Source organism: Phycisphaerales bacterium, from assembly GCA_035627955.1.
Taxonomy (GTDB): Bacteria; Planctomycetota; Phycisphaerae; order Phycisphaerales; family UBA1924; genus JAEYTB01.
Genome location: DASPKU010000002.1, coordinates 207,565 through 231,563, shown reverse-complemented (window position 1 = coordinate 231,563; position 23,999 = coordinate 207,565). Strand labels below are relative to the sequence as shown.

Genomic DNA, 23,999 nt, shown 5'->3' with positions numbered 1-23,999 from the left:
CGCCACACCCTGCTGAGAAGTTTTACTGCGCAACGCCCCGGGCCTGTTCGGCCGGGGCGTTGCTGCTTTGAGGCGTTGGGAGCGCGGGACAAAAACGAAAACCGATCGCTCGCGCGATCGGCTCTTTTGATCGTCAGCTATTCCGATGGCTTACTTGATCTTCGCCATCTTCGCCGCGCGGTCGGCGTCGCTCATGTTCTCGAACTTGCCCTTGCAGCCGGCGCAGCAGAAGCCGACCTCCTGGCCCTTGTAGGAGACGGTGCCGGCGTTGGCGTTGACCTTGCCACCCGCGACGGGGCAGGTGCTGTTCATCGCGCCCATGCTGGAGCGCTTCTCGGTGGTGGTCGTGGTGGTCTTGCTGTCACGGTTGCAGCCGGTCAGGGCCATTGCGGCGACGAGCAGGGCGGGGGCGAGCAGCTTCATGGGGTCATCTCCTGAAACGCGCGGCGGAATGGCCGCGGGGTGGAAGTGTAACCCAGGGTTTTTGGGTTGCGCCGGATTGCTGCTGTCTCAAACGGACAGCCACCGAGATGAGGACATCTCGGTGGCACGTGCAAGTCACTGGCGTGTCAACGATTACACGATGTCCACGTGCGAGTAGTGGTCGAGGTTGAGCAGCACGATCTCGCCGTCGTCCTTGCGGAGCTCGAGGCGGTCGAGCCACAGCTTGTGGTCGCGGGAGTGGGCGTACCAGCTGCCGGTCTTCTGCTGCTGGAAGCTGACGACCGTGCCCTCCACGGTGGTCTGCATGGGGCCGCCGCCGGGGCGCTCCAGGCGTGCGATCTGCTGCGTCACGCGCACGCGCTGGCCGGGCTTGTAGGGCGACATGGGGGCGGTGTGCTTGGAGGGGGTCTGGGACATGCGGCGGAATGATACCGCCGGAGGGCGGCGGTGCTGGAGTGGGGTGTTCGACCCGGGTTGAGCGGCAGCATTCGGACGAATGGCGACGTTCGCAACGAGCCCCGAACGAAGTGAGCGGGCCGATTTCACTGACGCCGCAAATGTCTCGGAGGACCCGTCACTGCGTTCCGGGCTCGTTCCGAACGCAACAGTCACAAAAAAAAGGCCCCGTATCGGGCGGGGCCTTTCGACTCACTCAGGTTGTCGCGGAGGCCTTACTTCTTCGGCTCGCTCTTCGGGGCCGCGGGGCTGGTGGGAGCCGTCGCGGGCGTGCCCGTGGTGCTCGGCGCCACCGGCCCCACGGCGGGCTTGGTGGTCTCGGCCGCGGGCTTGCTGGTGTTCTCGGCGCGGGTGTAGTTGATCTCCATCGCCTTGAAACTCTGGCCGTCGGGCGTGTTGGACCACATCTCGAAGGTCATGTGGTTGCGGTCGGTGAACCGCATGATCGACTTGCCGGTCTTGTGCGTGCCGTCCATGGGGCAGGTGTAGTCGTCGTTGAACACGATCTCGCCGCTGGCGTTCTTCTCGCCCTCGCTGAGCATCGTGCCCGTGCTCATGTTGTCGATCCACGTGCTCTGGTACTTCTTTGCCTTCTTGTGGTAGCCGATCGTGCCCTCGCCCTTGAAGGTCTGCGGCCCGAACTTGCCCTCAAAGCTTTGGCGGATGAAGCGGGCGCCCATGATCGGCTCGAACCGCGCGGTGCCCGTGCTCGTCATCGGCTCCTTCATGTCCGGGCCCATCCACGACTTCACCTCGGCGGTCCAGTCGCCGCTGAGGTTCTTGGCGAGCTCGATGTGCTCAGGCGCCAGGCGACCGGCCTCGGCCATCGCCTCCTGCATCTCCTTCATGTTCTCCGTCGTGGGCATGCCCGAGCTGCCGCCGGACTTGCTCTCGGGCTGCGTGGTCTTTGCAGAGGCGGGGGCGGCGCTGGCCGGTTTCGCCTCGGGCTGGGCAAAAACGACGGCGAGGCCAGAGCAAAGCACGAGCGCGGCGGCAACAGGGGCGAGCTTCATCGATGGGTCTCCTTGAGTTGCTGAGGTTGGATTCCCCCGGGTGGTCCTTTGGACGCTCCCCTCGGGGGAGGAACTCTATCCACCTGTATCGGCGAGATGCCCACCATGTCTGGACTGTGTTTGGACTTCCCCTTCGCGCCGATCCCCGGTGCCGGTAATCTGCCCCCATGCGACGCTCCCTCCTCTCGTGGGTTTCGGTTCTCGGCCTCCTCGCGACCGCCACGGCCTTCGCCCAGCCCAGCAGCACCAGCCCCCTCGCCCCGCCCGCCAACGGACCTCGGCGTGCGGACGCGACGTGGGTGGCCCTGACCAACTGCACCGTGCACGTCGCCCCCGGACGCACGCTCCAGCGGGCCACTGTCGTGTTCCGCGACGGCGTGATCACCCGCGTGATCGAGGAGGAGCGCGTCACGATGCCGAAGGGGGACAAGACGATGGTGGAGGTGATTCCCGCCGACCCCCCGCCCGGCGCCTTCGCCATCGACTGCACCGGCCTGCACGTGTACCCCGGGTTCATCGACCCGTATGTCGAAGTCGACGCCCCCGCCCCAGCCGGCGACGCGAGCACCAAGCACTGGAGCCCGAAGGTGACGCCGCAGCGCTCCGCCCTCGACGGCGCGGGAGTGGACGCCGCGACCGCGGAGTCCCTCCGCAAGCTCGGATTCACGACAGCGGTCATCTCGCCCAAGGGCGGCGTATTCCGCGGCACCTCGGCGGTGGTGTCCCTCGCCAAGCCCGCCGACGACGCCAGCGCCGCCCGCCCGCCTGTCTATATGGATAGGGTGTACCAGTCCGTCGCTTTCGAGCTCGGCGGCGGCTACCCCAGCAGCCAGATGGGCGCGATCGCGCTGATCCGCCAGACGCTGCTGGATGCCGACTGGCAGCAGGAGGCCCGCAAGGCCGGGGAGACGATTGAGCCCAACTGCCTGGATGCACTGGGTACCCCGCCGTTCCGCGGCGGCTCTTCCGATTCGCCCCAAGCCTCGGGCACCAATGCGACGAACAAGACCGCCGCGGAGCGGCGGGGTACCCAAAGCCAAACGCCCCTCCTCTTCACCACCGACGACGAGCTCGAGGCCCTCCGCTGCATCAAGATCGCCGACGAGTTTTCCCGCCCCTTCCTGCTGCTGGGCAGCGGCACCGAGTACCAGCGGCTCGCGGCCCTCGACGCCGCCCTCCGCGTCAAGCACGTCAACAAGCCGATGTTCCGCAGCACGCTCCTGCTGCCGCTCAACTTTCCCAAGGCACCCGACGTCGCCAGCATCGGCAAGGCCGAGACCATCGAGCTGCGCGAGCTGATGCACTGGGAGCAGGCCCCGACCAACCCGCGCCGGGTGGCCGCGTCGGGGCTGGGCTTCGCGCTCACCACCGCCAAGCTGCGCGACAAGGGCGACTTCCGCAAGAACCTCCAGACCGCCATCAAGCACGGCCTGACCGAAGAGCAGGCGCTCCAGGCCCTCACCGTCACCCCCGCGCAGCTCTTCGGGCTCGCGGGCACGCTGGGCACGATCGAGAGCGGCAAGCGGGCCAACCTCATCCTCGCCGACGGGCCGATCTTCGGCGACAAGACCAAGCTGCGGAGCGTGTATATCGACGGCGTGGCGCACGAGATCAACGCCGCGCCCATCGAGCTGGACGGGCGGTGGGACGTCCTGATGGCGGGCAAGACCCGCGAGGAGGTCGCCAACGACCCGACGCACGTGGAGCGCTGGCTGTCGATCGACAAGGACAACGCGATCACGCTCCACCGCGGCAAGAAGAGTGTGAAGGCCAGCAAGGTGAGCGTGGAGAAGGAGAAGGTCTCGTTCACCTTCGACCACGAGCCGCTCGACGGCGTCGCGGGGGTGTACGTGGCGACGGCGATCCTGGAGCGTGACGGCGGGCCCCAGAGCGACCCGGTGCGCATGAGCGGCGTCATGATGCGTCCCAACGGCGAGCAGGTCGCTTTCAACGCCTGGCGCACGCCCGCGAGCCCGCTCATCGGCAGCTGGAAGGTCATCGAGGCCGACGGCGTGCAGTTTGACCCCAAGGACAAGAAGGGCCTCACGATTTCGATTACCGACGGCGGCGCGACGCTGACGTTCGTGAAGGAGAAGAAGAAAGACACGAACGCGGAGGGGGCTGAGAAGGAAGCGGAGGGCGCGGAGAAGAAGGATCCTGAGAAGGATGTGGAGAAGAAGGAGCCGGGGAAGACGGATCCTGCGAAGCCCGCGACCCCGCCCGCGCGCCCGACCGAGAAGCCCGGCGTGAACAAGGTCGACACCGCGGACGGCACGGAGAAGCCGGCCCAACCCGCCGAGAAGACTGACAAGAAGCCCGACGCCGACCAGCCTGAGGCCGGCAAGGACGCCAACAAGCCCGACGGCGACCGCCGCAAGCGTGACGACGCCGACCTCGTCATCAAGTGCGAGGACGTCGTGCTCAAGGGGGACACGCTCACCTTCACGCATGACCTCAGCAAGCTCGGCACCGAGGGCAAGAGCACCGACACCATCAAGCTCCAGGAGAACGGCCCCGGTCGCGAGGACGACACATTCACGGGCGAGGGTGTGATGCCCGACGGGAGCAGGCACACGTACAAGGCCATCCGCACGCCGCGGGAGGGGACTGAGATCGCGCCGGGGCTGTGGGCGACCGACGACGAGCTCACCCGCATCAAGGCGATCCCGGAGAAGCTGCCGACGCCCTTCGGGCCGTACGGGCTCGAGGAGCTCCCCAAGCAGTCGACCGTCATCTTCAGAAACGCCACCGTCTGGACCAACACCGATCAGGGCATCGTGAAGAACGGCACGGTGGTCATCGCGGAGGGGAAGGTTGCGGGGGTGTTCGGCGGGAACAGCGACATCGGCGTCGCGCTGCCTACACGCGAAAAGCCCATCGAGATCGACCTCCAGGGCAAGCACATCACCCCCGGCATCATCGATGCCCACTCGCACACCGGCATCAGCCGCGGCGTCAACGAGGGTGCCCAGGCCGTGTCCGCCGAGGTCCGCATCGCCGACGTCACCGACCCCGACACCGTCGACTGGTACCGCCAGCTCGCCGGCGGCGTCACCGGCGTGCTCAGCCTGCACGGCTCGGCCAACGCCATGGGCGGCCAGTCGCAGACCAACAAGCTCCGCTGGGGCTGCGCCCACCCCGACGACATGCACTTTGAGGGCTCGATCCCCGGCATCAAGTTCGCACTGGGCGAGAACCCGCGTCAGGTGAACTTCGGCGGCGGCCAGCGCACCGGGCCCGTCCGCTACCCCAGCACACGCATGGGCGTTGAGCAGATCATCCGCGACCGGTTCACGGCCGCGCGGGAGTACGACGAGCTGCGCGTGACCGATCAGTTCCGCAGTTCAGCACAACCACCCCGTCGCCGCGACCTCGAGCTCGAAGCCCTCGCCGAAATCCTCCGCGGCGAGCGCCTCGTCCACTGCCACAGCTACCGGCAGGACGAGATGGTCATGCTCTTCAACGTCGCCCGCGACTTCAACTTCAAGATCGGCACGCTCCAGCACGCCCTCGAGGCCTACAAGGTCGCCGACGGCGCGCTCCAGTTCACTGGCGGCGCCTCGGGCTTCGCCGACTGGTGGGCGTACAAGGTGGAGGTGCAGGACGCGATCCCCGGCGCGTTCCCGATCATGCACGACGTGGGCCTGCTCGTGAGCTACAACAGCGACAGCAACGAGCTGGCACGCCGCCTGAACGTGGACGCGGCGAAGGCCGTGAAGTACGGGCGGAATATCACGCCCGAGCAGGCCCTCAAGTTCATCACGCTCAACCCCGCGAAGCAGCTGCGCATCGACAGCAAGGTCGGCTCGCTGGAGCCCGGAAAGGACGCGGACCTGGTCGTGTGGTCCGGCGAGCCGCTCTCGGCCTTCAGCAAGGCGGAGCAGACCTACGTCGACGGCCGCTGCCTGTTCTCCCTCGAGCAAGACGCCAAGCACCGCGAGACCATCCGCAGCGAGCGCGAGCGGCTGATCCAGAAGATCCTCGCCGACGGCAAGAAGAAGAGCGACGGCGACAAGCCCGAGGGCGACCGCGCAGACGGCGCAGCCCGGCCCGAGGGCGCTCCCGCCGGCGGTGGCCGCCGCCGCCGCCCGCCGCAGGACGCCAACGCCAGCTACGACTACTACATGAACCTCTTCACCAGCGGCAAGCGTCCCGGCGACACGCCCGGCGAGTGCGGCGAGGACGAGGTTATCGTCAGCGAGTGAGTGAACACGGAAGACGTAGCCGACGAGCCCGGAACGAAGTGACGGGTCGAGACATGCCAGATACCGAGACCACCATGACAACTGCACGCATCGAAACAACAAGGCCGGCCCGCTCACTTCATTCGGGGCTCGTTGCGAACGTCGCCGCGGCGCTATGTGCTATGGCTGCATTCACGAGCACCGGCAAGGCCCAAGACCTCACCATCAAGTCCGCCCCGCAGGCCCAGCCCATCGCGATCCACAACGCGACGATCCACACGGTCTCCGGCCCCGACATCGCCGACGGCGCGATCGTGTTCGAGAAGGGCCGCATCACCGCGATCTACACGAGCGACGAGTGGCAGAAGACGGCCCAGCAGCCCAAGAGCGGCTGGAAGCTGATCGACGCCAACGATGGGCACGTGTACCCCGGCCTGATCGGCGCGTACACGCACATCGGCATGACCGAGATCCAGGCCGTGCGGGCGACGATCGACTTCGAGGAGGCCGCGAGCCCGATCACGCCCGAGGTGCGGGCAGCTACAGCGGTGAACCCCGACTCGACGATCATCCCCGTCACGCGCAGCAACGGCGTGCTCACCGTCGGCGTCTTCCCCGCGGGCGGTGTGATCAGCGGGCAGGTCTCCGCCATCCGCATGGAGGGCTGGACCACCGAAGAGCTCACGCTCAACCCGAGCCTGGGGATCGCCGTGCGGTGGCCGAACACCCGTGCGATCACCGCGTGGTGGAACGACCGCAGCGAAGAAGACCAGATGCGGGAGATCCGGCAGAACCTCAAGACCATCACCGACGCCTTCGACGCCGCCGAGGCGTACGCCCGCGCGAAGGCCGCGGACCCCAACCACCCGACGGACCTGCGGTGGGAGGCGATGAGGGCGGTGCTGCCCGGCAGCGCCGCGTTTGCGTCCGATCTCAAGCCGGTGGTGAGTGAGAGCGCTGTCGGCATCGCCCCAACCCTCGATGTGGTGAGCGCCCAGGCCCGCACCTTCATCCTCGCCAACGACGTCGACCAGATCACTTCGGCCGTGGCCTTCGCCGTCACCCGCAAGCTGAGGCCGGTGATCGTCGGCGGGCGCGACGCCGCCCTCTGCGCCGACCTCCTCAAGAAGCACGACGTGCCCGTGATCGTCCAGGGCGTGCACCGCATGCCCCGCAAGGACGACGCGCCTTATGACGAGGCCTACACCCTGCCCGCCCGCCTCCATGCCGCGGGCGTCAGGTTCTGCATCGCCACCAACGACGACACCGCCCACGAACGCAACCTGCCCTACAACGCCGCCATGGCCCAGGCCCACGGCCTGCCCGCCGACGCCGCGCTCAAGTCCGTCACGCTCTGGCCGGCCCAGATCCTCGGCATCGACCGCGAGGTTGGCTCGCTCGAGGTCGGCAAGGCCGCGGTGCTGATCGTCACCACTGGCAACCCGCTGGAAGTGACCACACACGTCAAGCGAGCGTACTCCGATGGTCGCGACATGGACCTCTCCAACAAGCAGACCAAGCTCGACGAGAAGTACCGCGAACGCTACCGCCAGCTGGGGCTGATCAAGGAGGAGAGCCAGGGCGAGAAGCAGCAGCGGGAGAGGCCGGCGGGGTCGCAGTGAGCAGCCCCGTATAATCAGTCATGGCCCGCAAGATCACCATATCGATTTCGGATGACCTCGAAGCACGCATTGCGGAGCGGGCAAAGGCTCGTGGTCTGACACTCGAAGAGTGCGCAGCAATCAGTCTCTCCGAGTCACTCATCGAACTGCCCCGCGTACCGGCAACCCAAAAGGAGCTCGAAGTCGAGCTGCTCAAAGGGTTGGAAGGTCCCGGGATCGCTCCTGACAGGGCTTACTGGGAGCGCAAGAAAGCCGAGCTCGTCGCCAGGTACACGCGGAACAAGGCGGGTTGATGCGCTTCGAACTCAGCCCTCGTGCGGCGATTGATGTCGACCATATCGCCGAGTACTACTTCCGCCACAGCATCGATACTGGCACCCGCTTCTATGACGCCATAAGCATCACTCTTGAAGCTCTCACTGAGTTCCCGCACGTTGGCCGGGTGAGGCTCTTCGATGATCCGTCGCTCACGAACATCCGGAGCTGGCCCGTGGACGGGTTTCCCTCCATTCTGCTGCTCTATCAGATCCGAGAGGAGCTCCTCTGGGTAGTCCGGGTCCTGCACGCCTCGCGAGACATCGAAGCGGACCTCACCGCCCCGATCTGACCCCCTCCGCAAGGGAGCCGGGCCGCACCGGACCACCCCCCCACCCCCCGCCTATCCTTCCGCCCCTATGGGCAAGACCCGCGAGATCAAGAAGCGCATCAAGGCCGTTGGCAACATCCGCCGCATCACCAAAACGATGCAGATGATCGCCACCAGCAAGTTCGCCCGCGCCCAGCAGGCGTCCACCGCCAGCAAGCCCTACACCGAGGCCCTCTTCCAGCTCGTCACCGAGCTCGCCGCTGGCCTGGGCGACATGGGGCACCCGCTGCTCGACTCTGGTAGAGCCCGCTCCGGCAAGCCTTTGACGCTCGTCCTCACCAGCGACCGCGGCCTATGCGGGCCTTACAACGGCGCCGTCCTCCGCTCGCTCATGGGCCTACTCCGCAACACCCCCGGCGTCCGCGACGGGATCATCGAGCTCGTCGGCCGCAAGGGCGCCGGCTTCCTCAAGTTCGCCAACGTGCCCGTCGCGCAGCAGCACAACCAGTTCGGCGACAAGCCCAGCTACGACGCCGTGCGTGCCCTCGCGGACGAGTACATCAACAAGTTCAAGTCCGGCGAGGTCTCGACGGTGCGCGTGGTGTACATGAAGTACATCTCCGCCGGCCGCCAGACCCCCACCGCCATGCAGATCCTGCCCTTCCAGACGCCCGAGGCCAAGCCCGGCGCCGATAAGGCCCAGGGCCCCAACCAGGTCTTCGAGTTCAGCCCCAGCGCGGGCGAGTTGCTCGACGACCTGCTCCCGGCCGCGGTGAAGGCCCTGCTGTTCCAGGCCTTCAACGACGCGGTCGTCTCTGAGCACGTGGCCCGCATGGTGGCCATGAAGGCCGCGACCGACAACGCGGGCAAGATGGGCAAGGCCCTCACCCGCAAGTTCAACCGCGCTCGCCAGGCCCAGATCACCACCGAGCTGACCGAGATCATCTCGGGTGCCGCAGCACTCGAGTGAGGTAGGAACCGCGACCGTCAGGGAGCGATATGGCCGCGCTGCGCGGCCATGTTTCTTCTCGCTTGCCTAGTCGAGTGCAGGGTTTGCCACCGCTCCCTTACGGTCGCGGTTCTTACCTCTCTAGCACCGGCGCCCACTCCAGCCACTCCTTCTCCGCCTCTCGCGCCAGCACGAACCGCTCACCGCCGACGACCGGCTCGCCGGCCTTCGTCGGGGTTGCGAAAGCCACGCCGCCGCCGATGGCCGCCTCGATCGTCGGCATGCGCAGTGATGGCCCCTTCAGCCCCCAGTCCACACTGAACCCGCCGGCGTTCCAGAACCGCGAGTTCACCCGCACCAGGTGCCGGTACGCGGGCTCGATCGCCAGTGTCACCTCCACCACGCGGGCGTTGGCCGAGAGCGCCATCGACTTCACCGCACCCACACGCACGCCGCGGTAGGTCACGGGCGAGTCCACCGAGAGCGACGCACGGTCGGAGGTCTCTACCACCACCAGCAGCGCACCGTCGGTCGCGATGGTGCGGGCCGGCGGGCTCGCCAGGCCCGTGAACCGCGTCGCCCGCGCGCCCTGGCCCGGCAGGCACTCCACGTACCGCGGCCCCAGCAGGGCATCCAGCCCGCTTACCCGCGCGGCAGAAATCTCAGGCCGCACCACCCAGAACTGGCTGCCCTCCACCGCCAGCCCCGCCGCGTCCTTCCGCAGGCGGGCCTCGACTCGCACCTTCGTCAGGTCGGGCGAGAGCGTGACCGCTCGGACTTCACCGACGCGCACGCCGCGGAATGTCACCGGGTCGCCCGCCGCCAGCCCCTCGCCGCGATCGAAGTCGATCGCGATCAGCGGCCCACGCCCCGCCATCACCTGCCACGCCAGCAGCCCCGCGGCGACCACCGCCACCAGCGGCACCACCCACGGCAGCCACCGCCACCCGCCGCGAGAGACCGGCTTCGCCTCGCACGCACCCGCCTCAGCCGACCGCGCGAGCGCCACCTGCGATGGCGCGGGCGCCGCTACCACCACCGTCGCCGAGGACTCCGTCTTCATGCCCCGCCCTCCAGCCCGCGCGCGACGGTCGCCTGCGCCCGGGGAACATCAAACACGGCCGAGGCCAGCAGGCTCAGCACCACCACGCTGGCGAACGCGATCACGCCGGGCCCCGGCGAGATGTCCGCCCAGCTGCCCAGCTTGATGGCCGCGACCAGCACCGCCACCAGCAGCACATCCAGCATGCCCCACCGCCCGACCCAGTCGATCACGCGGTGCGTGCGCAGCCGCTGGTGCCCGCGCCCGCGCCAGGGCGACTCAAAGCCCAGCAGGAAGATGCCCAGCAGCTTCATCAGCGGGATCACGATCGAGCACAGGAACACCAGCACACCTACGGCCGTGTGCCCGCTGCCCAGCAGTTCCACCGCCCCCGACCACACCGTCACGTCGCGCACATGCCCCAGCTTGCGCAGCTGCATCACCGGCAGCGAGACCGCCAGGGGGTAGAGGATCAGCGCCGCCAGCGCGAATGCGCCGGCCCACGAAAGCCCACGGGATTCCCGCCGCTGGTCCATCCCGTCAGTTTATTGGGATCGGCGAGGCGTGCGTTACCGCTTCTGATGGGTACCCCGTCTTTCCGAGACGGGTGTTCATCCTCCCGTCTCGGAGAGAGGGGCTACCCAAGCAAAAGGGCCCGGGAGCTGCCCCGGGCCCTTGGACGCTCATTCATCCTGATCAGTTCTTGGCAGGCGCCGCCGAGACCGGCGTCTTCTCGTCCTTCTTCCCGCCGTCCTTCTTCGCCCCGCCCTCGGGCTTCACGGTGACGACCACCGCCGCGTCGGGCTTGTAGTACTTCGCGAACGCCGCCTTCACCTGCTCGTTCGTGAGCGCCTCGATCGCCGCGGCCTCGGTCAGCACGTCGTCGATCTTCACGCCCTTGAAGTCGATCTGGTCCAGCCGCCCCTGCCAGTACTGCGGCTGGATCACCTGGTCCTCGTAAGTCTTGGCGATCTGGTTCTTGGCGACGGTCATCTCCTCGTCGGTCGGGCCTTCCTTTGCAAACTCCGCGAACATCGCGTTAACCTTCGCCACCAGCGCATCCACCTTCTCAGGGTCGGTCGTGGCGCCGGCCTGCACCAGCCCGAAGCCCGGGATGGTGCTCGCGGGGCTCGCCGACGTGCCGATGCCGTACACCAGCTGCTCCTTCTCGCGGATCTCCTTCACCATGCGTGTCGAGAGGATCCGCGACGCGAGCGCCAGCGCCCGCACGTCCTCCACGTCCGTCAGGTTGGGCCCGTAGAACCCGCACATCACGTACGCCTGCTCGGTCTCGCTCGCGACCGTCGCCTGAGTCTTGCGCTCGCCCTTGGGCCGCTCGATCTTCCGCTCCTTGGCGTACAGGCTCGGGCTCACCCGCTCCCGCTTAGGCAGCGAGCCAAGGTACTTGGCCACCAGTTCCTCCGCCCGCTCGCGGCTCAGATCACCGACAATCGTCACCTCGATCGGTGAAGTCGTGACCAGCTTCTTCAGCCACGCTTGGGCCGCGGGCAGATCGATCCGCTGGATCTGCTCGACAGTCTCGGGCTGGAGGCGCACCTCGCTTTCGGGGTACACCGTCCGCGCCCGCACCCGGGCTGCGAACGACGCGGGGTTCTTGTTGGAAGCCTCGATGCCCTGGATCGTCTGCGTCTTCCAGCGGCTGAAGGCCGCCTCCTCCACCTTGGGGTCCGTCAGCATCAGGTACGCGAGCTGCATGCCGCTCTCCAGGTCCTCGGGGCTGCCGGAAACAATGAGCTTCACGCCCTCGGTCAGGCTCCCGCCCCCACCTCGACGACCGCCGCCCCCGCCGCCGCCGCCCACGATGACCTTCTTCCCGGTCATCAGCTCGCGAATGTCCGACGAGGTCAGCTTGCCAGTGGCCGGAGAGTTGAACGCCACCGCCGCGGCGTTGGTGATGCCGCGGTTCTCCGCCGTCTCCAGCAGCTCGCCGCCGTAGAGCGAGATCGAGATCGTCACCGAGTCCTTGCGCTCATCCATGAACTTGTGGTGCACGCGCACGCCGTTGCTCAGCCAGGCGTTCCACACGCCTGCGCCCTCGTGCACGGCGCTCTCGGCCACCTTCCCGCCCTCGGGCAGCTTGTCGATCAGCTTCTCCGCCCGCGCGATCTCCTTCTCCGGCGTGGGCTCCACCGTCAGGGCCTTGAGGCCCAGGGCCAGCACCTGCTCCTCCGTGGGCACATCGGCCGACGCAGGCAGCGTCACCACGAACGCGGCGTTCCTGGGCTCCATCTCCTTCGCGAAGTGCGACGAGACCTCCGCCAGCGTGATGCTCGGCAGGATCTCCTTCAGCAGGTTCAGCTCCTGCTCGGCCGACATCGTCACGCCCTCTCGCCCGATGTCACTGATAATCCCCTGGATCACGCCCCGCGAGGGCGTCGTGCTCTCGGTCTGCACGGCCCGCTCAGCGCTGCTCATCATCCGCTTCTTGACATTCGCCAGCTCGCGCTCGGTGAAGCCGAACTTGCGGGCCCGCTGCAGCTCCAATGCCGCGTCGCTCAGGGCCCCCTTCCACTTCGCCGGCTCGCAGGTGGCGTCCACCCCGCACTCCCGCAGCATGTGGGCCTGATCGCTCATGGAGGCGCTCAGCCGCAGGTAGCTCGTCCCCCCACGCGACACCTTGTCGGTCATCCGCGAGTTGAAGCACGACGCGGCCATCGCCTCCACCAGGTCCGCGCGGTACTCGGCGACGGTGCGCGGCGCCTTCTTCGGCAGGTCCACGCGCGAGATGCTCACGCTGCCAGAGGTGATCTCCTTGTCGCTCGCCACGATCGCGTACGGCTTGTCCGCGGGCTTGACCTTCATGTCCTGGCGCGCGGGCTTGCCGGTCTTGGGCAGGTCGCCGAAAGCCTTCTCGATCATCGGCTTGATCTCGTCGGGCTTCACGTCACCCACCACCACCAGCGTCGCGTTCCCCGCGCCGTAGTACGTGCCCCAGTAGTCCTTGAAGTCCTGCTGGTTGACGCTCTTGATCGTCTCGGCCGTGCCGATGGTCAGCCGCTTGCCGATGAGCGAACCGGGCACGATGCGGTCCATCACGTAATCGCGCACGCGCTGCATGCCGCCCAGGCGGCTGGTGCGCTCCTCCAGGATGATCTTCCGCTCGTTCTCGATCTCCTCCGGCAGCATGCTCAGCCGCCCGGTCACATCCGAGAAGAACAGCAGGCCCTTGGCGATCAGCTCCGGGTTGTTCTCCGGCATCGACAGCTGGTACACCGTCTCGGTCATGTTGGTGTACGCGTTCTGGTCGCGCCCGAACTGCAGGCCCATCGACTGGAACAGCGGCACCAGCGAGCCGGGCTCGAAGTTCTTGGACCCATTGAACGCCATGTGCTCGACGAAGTGGGCAATGCCGCGCTGCCGGTCTGTCTCGTTCATCGAGCCGGTCGCGAAGTGGATCTGAAGCTCGACCCGACCCTTGGGCACGTCGTGCGGGCGGATGATGTAGGTCAGGCCATTCTCGAGCTTGCCCGTGACCAGCCGCGGGTCGGTGGGCAGCTCCTGCGCAAAGGCAGAGGTAAAGGCCGCCAGCGACACCACGATCGCGGGCACGGGGGCGTACGTGTACATCCACATTCTCCTTCGCGTGCGCAATGCACGCGTCAACCAACACTGTCAACCACTCACATCATCACTCATGCGACGGCTCGCGGGCCATCAACTCCCAAACAGCGTGCACGGCCCCCCGCACCCATCCCCGCACGGGAACTCACCCTTCAGCATCCCGCGGGCCGCCTTGTCGATCTGCGCCCGCACCTTCGCCTCGTCCAACTCGGCGAAGGAGATTGTTCCCCGCTCGCCGGTCGAAAGGCACCAGTATTCCGCCACCCCCCGAACATCGCCCCCATCGGCCCACCCCAGACCCTTGGCCAGCTTCAGGGCGAGTGCGTAGATGCCCATCTGAAGATCGTCCTTCTTGGGCGCGAGGTACCGCTGCGACGCGTAGCCCGTCTTGTAGTCGATCACGCGCACACCGCCATCGGGCAGCAGGTCGATGCGGTCGAGCTTGGCCGTGAAGCGGTGGGCGACGCCGTCGACCTCGTAATCGAAGTCGATGGACCGCTCGGTCTCCAGCACCTGCGCCCCATCGTGGTGCAGGTTGGCCATCAGCAGCCGCATCTGGGCCGAGAGCTGCTCCAGCGCCTCGTTATCCACCACCTGTCGCGAACCCAGCGTCGCGATGAACGTCTCGCGCGCGAGCGTCACCAGCTGCTCCGCTCCCGGACGCGGCAGCCCCTCGGCGTCGGCCTTGGCCCAGCGGTCGTAGAAGGTCTTGAGGGCCGCGTGCGCCACGGTGCCCAGGTTCGCGTCGTCCGAGTACGGCTGCGGCAGCCGCAGCACCCGCCCCAGGTACCAGCACCGCGCGCAGTTGTGGTACTCGTAAATCGTCGTGTACGAGAGGTGCAGCGGCGCCGGCATCGCCTTCACCAGCAGCGACTCGGGCGATACATCCGCCGCGTTCTCCTCCTTCATCAGCCGAGCCAGCCGCTCGCCCATGGGCCGAAGGTCCGGGCGCTGCTTGAGCAGCCACGCGGGGGCCTGCCCCGCCGCCTGCGTCGCGGCCGTGAGGGCAATCTGCTCGGCCGCGCCCTTGAGCATCTCCGCCGCCTTCGTCACCTGCTCGGGCGTGACGTCGCCGCGGTCCACCAGTTCCAGCGCCCGAGCCGCCGCCAGCCGTGCCTCGCGCCGCGCCCGCTCCCCCGCCTGACGCGCCGCCGCCCGACCCTTGAAGTCCAGCCCCGCGACCTCGATCGCCGACGCCGGCACCCCGCCCCGGGCCGCGGCCTCTTCCAGGATGTGGCGTGCCTCGTGCACCGACACCGGCGTCCCCGGTGTCCGCGTCAGCTCGTCGAAGTAGTTCACCGTCTTGGTGACCGTCTTGTTGGGCTTGCTCAGCAGCACCAGCCGCCGCTCCGCCCGCGTGCACGCGACGTAGAACAGCCGCCGCTCCTCATCCGCGCAGCGCTCGGCCTCCGTCCGCGGGTCGAGGCTGTCGAACAGCCCCTCCGGCGGCTCCCACCCGCTGTCGCTCCGCAAGCACGGGAAGCCGTAGGGCGCCTTCACCCGCGGCACAAACACCGTGTCGAACTCCAGCCCCTTGGATGAGTGCGCCGTCAGCAGCTGCACGCCGCCGGCGGTCTCGTCCTCGTCCAGCGTCGCGGGGGTTTCGGACACCGACGACATGCCCTCGACCGCGGGGATGGCGCCGGCGGCCGAACGCAGCTCCTCGAGGTACCGCCAGAACTCCGCCAGGTCCCCCGGCGGCTCCAAGCGGTGCTGCTTGTCGCGCGCGAGCCCGATGAGTGCTACCAGCGCCGCCACCCGCTCCGCCCGGTCCCGCCCCGGCAGCAGCTCCGCGTGCGCGGCGTCGGTCGCGGTGATCACGCGGAACACCGCCTCGTCGCCGCGCATCGACCCCACCTCTGTCATCAGCCGCTGGTAGAGCTCAACCGCCCGCGCCACGGCCGGGTACTCCACCGCCCGCACCTTCAGCCACTCGTCGAACCGCCCGGGCTCCTCAACGCCCTCGCGCCCCGCCCCCCACTGCGACGCCTGCCCCTTGTACTCCAGCTCCCACGAGAGCGCGGCCTCCGCGGGCACGCCGTACGGCGGCCTGGCCAGCACACGGCGCGCCGCCCACGAGGCCTCGGGGTTGATCAGCCACTCCACCCACGCGAGCACATCCTCCACGCCCGCGTCATCGAGGATCGACCGCTCCTTCACGCGCTCGTACGGGACGCCCTCCAGCCGCAGCGCCGCGGCCACGCGGTCCAGATCGCCGTGCCCGCGGGCGATCACCGCGTAGCGGTTCCACGCACGCGTCTGGCCCGCCAGGGCCGTGGCGGTGCGGTCGCCGGTGATCATCGCAGCGATCACCTCCGCGTCCTGGAACTCCTCTTCGAGACGCACGCACTCAACGCCGCACTGGTCAGCAGGCAGTGCCACCTTCTTCTCGGGGAACACGATCGTCTTGTCGGGGCGGAAGCGCGACTGCGCCCGCCCGATCACCGCGTTGCCGACCGCGATGATCGCCGGCTGGCTGCGGTAGTTCTCCGTCAGCGGCACCACCTTGGGCCCCGGCCAGATGGTCTCGAAGCGCCGGAACGCCTGCTCGTCGGCGCCGCGGAAGCGGTAGATCGCCTGGTCGTCATCGCCCACGACGCACAGGTCCGGCCGGCTCTCAGGCGGCGAGAGCAGCCGCAGCAGCTCGATCTGCGCGGGGTTGCAGTCCTGGAACTCGTCCACCACGAACGCGCGGTAGTCGCCGCGGCAGATCGCCAGGGCGCTCTGGTGCTCCCGCAGCAGCCGCAGCGGCAGCGTGAGGAAGTCGTCGAAGGTCACCCACCCCCGCTTCCACCGCGCCTCGGCGAAGAAGTTCATCGCCAGCACCGCGTCGGCGAACCACGCGTGCTCCGCCTGCTGCGCCTCGTACTCGAGTTCAGTCAACGCGCCCGCGGTGGGCGGGCGCGGCGCCCGCTCCAGCCGCACGCCCCACTCGTGCACAAACTTGGTGCACTGCTTGTGCGATAGCCCGCGATTGGCGATCCCCGCGAACACCTGCTCCAGGTTCGCAATGAGCGACCGCAGCCCCTCCGCCCGCGAGTCTGCGAACAGGCCGTGCGTGACGATGACGTCCTTCAGCAGGCGGTGCGACTGGGCCGCGTCGATCAGCTCCAGCTCCGGCGGCAGTCCCAGCAGGTCGCCGAATCGCCGCACCAGCTTGTGCCCGAAGCCGTGGATGGTGGACACGTTCACGCGGTCGGCAAGCAGCGCCCCCACCTGGCCCGCCAGCCGCTCCCGCAGCTGCCCCGCGGCCTTCACCGTGAACGTGAGCGCCACGATCGACTCGGGCTCCACGCCGCGCTGCTCGATGAGGTGAGCCACGCGGGCGATGATGGTCCGCGTCTTGCCCGTGCCAGGGCCCGCCAGCACGATCAGCGGCCCCCCGCTGTGCTGCACCGCCTCGAGCTGTTGCCTGGTCAGCTGATCCGCCACGCGGGCAATGTACCACGAGGTGCGATAACCCCAACCGACGATTCACCCAGCCGCTGACATGATGTGTTCAGTCGCGCGAGGAAAGGTGGTCAGAGCGCCTCTCACTCCGTCACTTTGCCACTTTGCCACTTTGCCACTTCGCCACTTCAGGCTTTCCCTAGGCCTTCCGCATATACAGGTGCACCGCCATGTTGTGGTATACGTGGGTCTCCGGCCCCTGCGCGTTGGGCAGGTGCAGGTCCACGTCGATCCACGACGCCTTTGCCACCGTCGGCGATGCCTCCGCCAGCTCCTCGAGCGCCTCGTCGCGAGCGGTCAGACCATGGGCCGCCCGCCCGGGAGTGCTCCGGGGTTCAAGCACCTCGCGCTCCCAGGCTCGCCGATCGAAGCGGCCCTTGCCTTTCTTGGTCACCGGCGGGGCCACGGGCGCGGGCGAGCCCTGCTTGTGCTTGAGGGGCCACGGCGTGCGCAGCACCACGAAGCCGTCCAGGGTCAGCAGGTCCACCATCTTCTGCACCTGCGCCATCGTCCGCTTGAACCCCACCGCCTCCTGCACCAGCGGGTAGGGCGGGTCGAGGAACGCCAGCGTCAGTGGGCGCGGCGCCCGCGCCAGGGCCCCCGGGCCAAGCGCGTCGCCGATCACCAGCTCCGCCCGATCCTTCACGCCCAGCGTCTCGATGTTCTTTGAGAGCAGTTGCCCGATGGACTTGTCCTGCTCCACGAACACGCACCGCGAGGCCCCGCGGCTCAGGGCCTCCAGCCCGATCGCCCCCGTCCCCGCAAAGCCATCGAACACCGACGCCCCCTCGCAGTGCCCCCGCAGAAGGCCGAACAGCGACTCCTTCACCCGGTCGGGGATGGGGCGTGTGATCGAATCATCCGGCGGGGTCAGCAACCGCCTGGAACGGAACTCGCCAGCGATGATGCGCATTGCATCCAAGCGTAGGTCGGCACGAAGACCCCGCTCATTCATGAGAGCAGGTCCCCGTCAGAGCTACCCGACCCAGCAGACCTATTGGACCTACGCGCCTTACCGCTTGCCCAGCAGATCAATCCGGTACCGCATGAATGGCGGCGCCTCGATCCCCGTCACGACTTTCCAGAACGGCTCGTCGTGCTCATCGGCCCGCCAGCTCTGGAACTGGCCGCGGGCGTCCTCGCCGTAGATGTCCAGGATCGACCCGCCCACGTACACCGCCCGGTGCAGCAGCAGCAGCTCGTCGCTGACGTACTCGGCCTCGGCCGCGACGCCCGAGATCGCGTCCACCAGCTGCCCGAAGAGCTTGTGATTGGCCCGCAGCAGCACATCCGCGTCGTGCCAGATGTAGTAGCGGAACTTGCTCTCCGGCCGCCCGCGGAAGCTCGCCCGCGTCCGCAGCAGAGCAACCACCCCGCCGGGGCCATCGACGCGCCGCTCCAGCGTCGGCCCGGGGATCGCCCGCTCCAGCTGGTAGCAGAAGCTTTCGAGGTCGGTGATGTGCTTGCCGTAGAAGACACACACTTCGGTGTCCCGCTGGCTTCCGAGGAACTGACCCAGCGAGACTGCGAACTGTGTTCGGCGGGCGTGGCTGTCGGACCACGCCACCAGATGGTGCTCATCCAGCAGCTGCGTGACATCCGCCTGCCAGTCCTGGGCAAGCAGAATCACCTCGGGTTGACGCGACAGCGCACTCATACCACTCGCCCGATTGCGGCCGGGCGACTCCACGCAGCAGAACCCTCGACCGAAGGGACAGCCCCCCAGCCCACACGCACGGGCGTGCTGTGTCGAGAACGGGACCCACGCAGTGGAGCCCGTCCGTAAACCCCAACCCGGCCCGTCTGCTGGGAATGTGCACCAATTTTGCCTCTGGGCCACGATAATGGCCGCTCTTTTGGAACAAACGGCACAGGCCGAACGAAGGCGCGGCTCTCGGACCCTCGCCGCACGCCGCAAACGCCATCCGCTGTTTCGCACCCGTCACCCGCGCCGGGGAAGCCGCTGGGCTGTCGCTGCTTGCGCGCTCACGAGCCCTCGCCGATCCCGACCTCTTCCTCGCCGATCGGCCCCGCCGCGAGATCGCCGACTTTCGCTTCGATCAGCACCGCTTCGGGCTTCGCTTCCGCGTGCGCAACGGACGGCCTGATCCGCTTCTCGCCCGAACCCGCGTGCGCCGGGCGCTCGTGCACGGCCGCCTGACGCCCGTCCTCGGTCACCTTGTACACCACGCCGATGGTGGTCTCCGGCTCTCCCAGCAGCAGCCGGTTCACGCACTCCACGCCCTGCATGAGTGTGTGGTCGGTGTTCGCCACCTCGTACTTCCACATCCCGAACCGCCCGCGCGAGTAGATCCCCCGCGCCTCCAGCCAGGGAATCAGGACGCTCAGCACCTCATCGCGCTCCACACTCGGCGTCGGGTACGAGTAGTCCGCGTAGTAGTGCCACGTCGAGACGATGTCCTTGGTCTCCTCGCGCGTGATCAGCCCGGCGTTGATCAACCCCTCGATCGTGTCCTCCACGATGCGGGAGGCGTCCACCGGCTTCACGTCGCTCGTGCTCGTCTCGCACAGCAGCGAGTAGTACCGGTCCTTGTCCGGCGTCATGAAGGGCGAGTAGTTCGAGAGGTACGTCACCCGGTAGAAGGGGCAGTTGGCCTCGGGGAAGTACATCCAGCTCTTGGTGCTCGGGCACGGCCGCTTGATGCCGATGCCCACCATGTGCCCGCCGCTGTGCAGCAGCCTGCCTGCCGCCGCGCGGATCGAATCGGGAACGTTCCCCACCAGCACCTCGCGGCACAGCACGTCCAGTGGCATGGTGCTGATGAGCGTGTCGTAGGGAACCTGCTCCCCCGTGTTAAACGTCACCACCCGCGCATCCACATCGATGCTCACCACCGTGCGGCTCAGCTTGATGTGCGACCGCTGCGTCTCCCGCCCGTCCTCGGTCAGCCCCAGCACCGGCCCGAACCGGCGGTAGAACTCGCCCGTGCCGCCCTTCAAGGGGAACTTGAACTGGTTGTTGGGGCCCCAGCCGAAGTCATCCAGCCCCAGCATTACGTTCTTGAGCGCCCGCTCCACGTCGATCACCGCGACCCGCTCGCCGATCCACTGCTTGTTCATCATCTCGGGCGGGTACGCCCAGACCTTGAAGTTGTACGGGCGCATGAAGTGCTTGGCGATCCCCTCGCCGAACACCGCGTCGATGAACTCGCCGAAGTTGCGGGCCGCCGCGGGGCTCGGGACCTTCCCCTTGCCGCCCTGGGCTTTGATCAGCCCGGCGATGCACTCAAACGCCGCCTCCTTGGGCAGGTAGCGCACGTTGTTCTGGAAGGGGTACGGCACCCACCGGTCGAACATCCGCACCCAGCTCTCGCGGTTGTTCAGGGTGAAGTCGCTCCCCATCAGCTTCTCGAAGCACTGGTCGTAGTACGTGTAGTGCGAGAACATCACGTGCCCGCCGATGTCCCACGTGAAGCCCTTGTCGTCGGTGAAGCTGTGCGACAGCCCGCCTACGTAGGGGTGGCGGTCGTAGATCGCGAAGTTCGTGTGGCCGAGCTCCTTCAGGCGGTACCCGGCGCCCAGGCCCGTAGGCCCCGCGCCGATGATCACGATCCGCTCATCCGGCCCGACGGTCGCATGCTTAGTCAAACGCGGTCCTCTCCTGACAGATCCCAGCACCGATTCTAGCGGTGGTGGCCAGAGGACCCCATCATCGGCTGCGGTTGGGCGCTACGCCCGAGAACTCTTCCCCCACTCATCCCCCCGATCGACGGCCAGGACACCGGCGGCACCGGACGACGGCCGCTTATGGCTGCTGCGGTCAAGCCCTGACCAGGTTCACGGGCCATCCGTGCACCGGGCCCGGCCGTCGATCGGGGGGACGAGCACGGAGGTTAGTGCCCCCCGCTCCCCCAATCAAACCTGAACCCGCCGCCACCCCCAACCCGTACACTTGGACGGTGATCCTCCGCCCCAGCCAATCCCCCGAGCCCAACTACTCCCTCCACCCCGCCGAGGCCGCGGCCCGCCAGCGCGCGGTGATGCTCAAGATCGTCCGCGCCGCCTTCTTCATCCTCATCGCCACCTTCACCACCCTCGCCTTCCTCCAGCATCAGGAGGGCTTCAACGAGGGCGTCGGCACCCAGTGGTGGCTGCCGCTGCTCGTCTCGGTCATCCTGTTCCTCGGGGCCCTGGGCGTTGACCTCCTCACGCCCAACAAGAAGACCGGCACCATCGTCGGCGTGCTCGTGGGCGTCCTCGCCGGCCTCATCGCCACCTTGGCCCTTGGCTTCATCATCGACCTCGCCGTCGAGAGCTGGGCGGTGGAGGAGAAGGCCGTCGCCGAGCTCAAGCCCACCGTCAACTCCATCAAGATCATCATCGGCATCACCCTGAGCTACCTGGGCGTCTCCACCATCCTCCAGACGCAGGACGACTTCCGCCTCGTGATCCCCTACGTCGAGTTCGCCAAGCAGCTCCGCGGCGTGCGCCCCATCCTCATCGATACCTCCGTCCTCATCGACGGCCGCATCGCCGACGTCGCCGCGACCGGCTTCATGCAGGCTCCGGTGGTCATCCCCCGCTTCGTGGTCGGCGAGCTCCAGCAGCTGGCCGACTCCGCCGACGCCATGCGCCGCAGCAAGGGCCGCCGAGGGCTAGAGATCATCGCCAAGCTGCAGCGACAGCCGCGCCTGGACGTCACCATCGACGACACGCTCGTGCCCGGCAAGGCCGTGGACCAGATGGTCGTCGAGCTCGCCCGCTCGATGTCCGCGATGGTCGCCACCACCGACGTCGGCCTCGCCCGCGTCGCCAACATCCACGGCGTCCCCGTCCTCAACATCAACGACCTCGCCAACGCCCTCAAGTCCGCCCTCGTCCCGGGCGAGCAAGTCACCATCAAACTCGTCCGCCAGGGCGAGCAGGCCACGCAGGGCGTCGGCTACCTCGCCGACGGCACGATGGTTGTCGCCGAGGACGGCGCCCACGCCATCGGCCACACGGTGACGATGACGGTCACCTCAAGCCTCCAGACCTCCGCCGGCCGCCTCATTTTCGCCCGCATCAACGTGGCGGACGCGATGAACGACAGCCAGGCGCCGGCGATTGCCGAGGTGCCGCAGCCCGCTCCCGCTGCTCCCGCTAGTCCAACTGCTTCCGAGCAACCAGTTGCTCCCGAAGCGCCCACGCCCCACGCTGCCGCGAACGGCGCGGCCGAATCCGCTCCACCGCCGCGCACCCCCTTCCCCCCCAAGCCCCCGCGCACCCTCAAATCCGGCACCCCCCGCAACCCACGGCGCTGAGTGGCACGACCTCTGAACCCGCGTAGCGGGTGGCTTGTAGTAGCCCCGGGTGAAGCGAGTCTTCGAGCGCAACCCGGGGTTGTGTTCGCGAGCGTCTGCAGAGCCCCATCGGGGCGATTCTTCCGCTAACCGCTGCCCAAGAAGGCCCGATCGCGCATGGGCTGCTGGCTCCTTTCAACTACACTGCCCCAGCGTGATCAAGTACCTCGGCTCCAAACGCACGCTCCTCCCGCTGATCACAGAGGTGATCGCCGAGCTCGCCCCGGGCGGCACCGTCCTCGACCTCTTCTCCGGGACCTCACGCGTCGGCCACGCCCTCAAGGCCCGTGGCCACCGTGTGATCGCCAACGACCACAACGCCTACGCCCACGCCCTCGCCACCTGCTACGTGCAGGCCGATGCGGAGGACGTGCTCGAGAATGCCCAGCTGCTCGTCCGCGAGTTCAACACGCTCCCCGGCCGGCCGGGCTACTTCACCCACACCTTCTGCCAGCAGTCCCGCTTCTTCCAGCCGCACAACGGCGAACGCATCGACGCCATCCGCGAAGCGATCGCGGCCAAGTCCCTCGACCCCGAGCTCGAGGCCGTGATGCTCGTCTCGCTCATGGAGGCCGCGGACCGCGTGGACTCCACAACCGGCGTCCAGATGGCGTACCTCAAGTCGTGGGCACCCCGCGCCCACAACCCTCTCGAACTCCGCGTCCCCAACGTGCTGCCGCGCCCACAGGGCGCCAAGTGCCGCGCCCTCAGCCTCGACGCCCTCGACGCCGCCCGCACGCCCGCCGACATCGCGTACATCGACCCGCCCTACAACCAGCACAGCTACCTCGGCAACTACCACATTTGGGAAACCCTCGTCCGCTGGGACAAGCCCGCCGTCTACGGCACCGCCTGCAAACGCGCCGACGTCCGCGACCGCCGCAGCCCCTTCAACTCGCGCACGCAGTTCGCCGACGCCTTCGCGCGCCTCATCGAAGCGGTGGCCGCGCCCATCCTCGTCGTGTCCTTCAGCAACGAGGGCTACCTCACCCGCGAGCAGGCCGAGGCCATCCTCTCCACCCGCGGCCACGTCACCGTGCATGAGCGCGACTACAAGCGCTACGTCGGCGCCCAGATCGGCATCTACAACCCCGGCGGCCAGAAGGTCGGCACCGTCAGCCACCTGCGCAACACCGAGTTCTTGTTTGTCGTTACGTGACGCTCCCACGCGTACGAGATCGGAGCGCGAGCTCCTGACGAGTACGCGGTCACTCATATAACGACGCGGCCAGCAGCACTCGAGGTACCCCTCAAGCGTTGTGTGCCCCCATCGCTCAGGATTCGTTGTGAGGTCTGCTCGTAGCACTCGAACAAACGTACGGAAGTCCTCGACAGAGCCCACTCGCTCAACCTGCTCATATACGTCCA

17 protein-coding genes and 1 other RNA gene are annotated in these 23,999 nt (G+C 67.8%); 7 read left to right on the top strand and 11 right to left on the bottom strand.

Going from position 1 to position 23,999, the window contains the following annotated elements; translation table 11 throughout:
* Nucleotides 1–150 precede the first annotated feature (150 nt).
* The 3 genes from VD997_03160 to VD997_03150 form a co-directional block, all read right to left on the bottom strand.
* Nucleotides 151–423 (bottom strand): hypothetical protein, encoded by a 273-nt coding sequence (locus VD997_03160; protein ID HYE60972.1) that lies wholly within the window; start codon nt 421–423, stop codon nt 151–153.
* Nucleotides 424–576: 153 nt separating this feature from the next.
* Entirely contained in the window at nt 577–861 is a 285-nt protein-coding gene (locus VD997_03155; GenBank protein ID HYE60971.1) for a hypothetical protein, read from the bottom strand.
* 254 nt (nt 862–1,115) lie between these two features.
* Nucleotides 1,116–1,913 (bottom strand): DUF1579 domain-containing protein, encoded by a 798-nt coding sequence (locus tag VD997_03150; protein ID HYE60970.1) that lies wholly within the window; start codon nt 1,911–1,913, stop codon nt 1,116–1,118.
* A gap of 167 nt (nt 1,914–2,080) precedes the next feature.
* On the opposite strand from VD997_03150, the gene VD997_03145 reads away from it, so the two are divergent.
* The 5 genes from VD997_03145 (at nt 2,081) to atpG (ending at nt 9,275) form a co-directional block, all read left to right on the top strand.
* Nucleotides 2,081–6,118, top strand: coding sequence for an amidohydrolase family protein (locus VD997_03145; GenBank protein ID HYE60969.1), 4,038 nt, complete (start codon nt 2,081–2,083; stop codon nt 6,116–6,118).
* 161 nt (nt 6,119–6,279) lie between these two features.
* On the top strand, nt 6,280–7,719 hold the full coding sequence (locus VD997_03140; GenBank protein ID HYE60968.1) for an amidohydrolase family protein: 1,440 nt from the start codon (nt 6,280–6,282) through the stop codon (nt 7,717–7,719).
* Nucleotides 7,720–7,739: 20 nt separating this feature from the next.
* A complete protein-coding gene (locus VD997_03135; protein ID HYE60967.1) occupies nt 7,740–8,012 on the top strand; it encodes a hypothetical protein in 273 nt (90 codons plus the stop codon).
* Entirely contained in the window at nt 8,012–8,326 is a 315-nt protein-coding gene (locus VD997_03130) for a type II toxin-antitoxin system RelE/ParE family toxin (GenBank protein HYE60966.1), read from the top strand. Before VD997_03135 ends, VD997_03130 begins: the two co-directional genes overlap by 1 nt.
* Before the next feature lie 67 nt (nt 8,327–8,393).
* Nucleotides 8,394–9,275, top strand: a complete 882-nt coding sequence (atpG, locus tag VD997_03125) for an ATP synthase F1 subunit gamma (GenBank protein HYE60965.1) — start codon at nt 8,394–8,396, stop codon at nt 9,273–9,275.
* 112 nt (nt 9,276–9,387) lie between these two features.
* On the opposite strand, the gene VD997_03120 is transcribed toward atpG, so the two are convergent.
* From VD997_03120 to ffs, 8 genes are all read right to left on the bottom strand, one after another.
* Nucleotides 9,388–10,317, bottom strand: a complete 930-nt coding sequence (locus VD997_03120) for an MlaD family protein (protein HYE60964.1) — start codon at nt 10,315–10,317, stop codon at nt 9,388–9,390.
* Nucleotides 10,314–10,832: a paraquat-inducible protein A gene (locus VD997_03115; protein ID HYE60963.1), complete on the bottom strand. Its 519-nt coding sequence runs from the start codon at nt 10,830–10,832 to the stop codon at nt 10,314–10,316. Before VD997_03115 ends, VD997_03120 begins: the two co-directional genes overlap by 4 nt.
* A 160-nt stretch (nt 10,833–10,992) precedes the next feature.
* On the bottom strand, nt 10,993–13,884 hold the full coding sequence (locus VD997_03110; GenBank protein ID HYE60962.1) for a pitrilysin family protein: 2,892 nt from the start codon (nt 13,882–13,884) through the stop codon (nt 10,993–10,995).
* Nucleotides 13,885–13,971: 87 nt separating this feature from the next.
* Nucleotides 13,972–17,310: an ATP-dependent DNA helicase gene (locus VD997_03105; GenBank protein HYE60961.1), complete on the bottom strand. Its 3,339-nt coding sequence runs from the start codon at nt 17,308–17,310 to the stop codon at nt 13,972–13,974.
* A gap of 157 nt (nt 17,311–17,467) precedes the next feature.
* Nucleotides 17,468–18,241 (bottom strand): RsmD family RNA methyltransferase, encoded by a 774-nt coding sequence (locus VD997_03100; protein ID HYE60960.1) that lies wholly within the window; start codon nt 18,239–18,241, stop codon nt 17,468–17,470.
* Between the two features lie 99 nt (nt 18,242–18,340).
* Nucleotides 18,341–18,985, bottom strand: coding sequence for a hypothetical protein (locus tag VD997_03095; protein ID HYE60959.1), 645 nt, complete (start codon nt 18,983–18,985; stop codon nt 18,341–18,343).
* Between the two features lie 329 nt (nt 18,986–19,314).
* On the bottom strand, nt 19,315–20,937 hold the full coding sequence (locus VD997_03090) for an FAD-dependent oxidoreductase (GenBank protein HYE60958.1): 1,623 nt from the start codon (nt 20,935–20,937) through the stop codon (nt 19,315–19,317).
* A gap of 120 nt (nt 20,938–21,057) precedes the next feature.
* An RNA gene (ffs, locus tag VD997_03085) (signal recognition particle sRNA small type) lies at nt 21,058–21,156 on the bottom strand.
* Between the two features lie 92 nt (nt 21,157–21,248).
* On the opposite strand from ffs, the gene VD997_03080 reads away from it, so the two are divergent.
* The gene (locus VD997_03080) at nt 21,249–22,592 is read left to right on the top strand and encodes a hypothetical protein (GenBank protein HYE60957.1); all 1,344 of its coding nucleotides are present in this window, start codon (nt 21,249–21,251) and stop codon (nt 22,590–22,592) included.
* Between the two features lie 193 nt (nt 22,593–22,785).
* Nucleotides 22,786–23,790 (top strand): DNA adenine methylase, encoded by a 1,005-nt coding sequence (locus VD997_03075; GenBank protein ID HYE60956.1) that lies wholly within the window; start codon nt 22,786–22,788, stop codon nt 23,788–23,790.
* Nucleotides 23,791–23,999 lie beyond the last annotated feature (209 nt).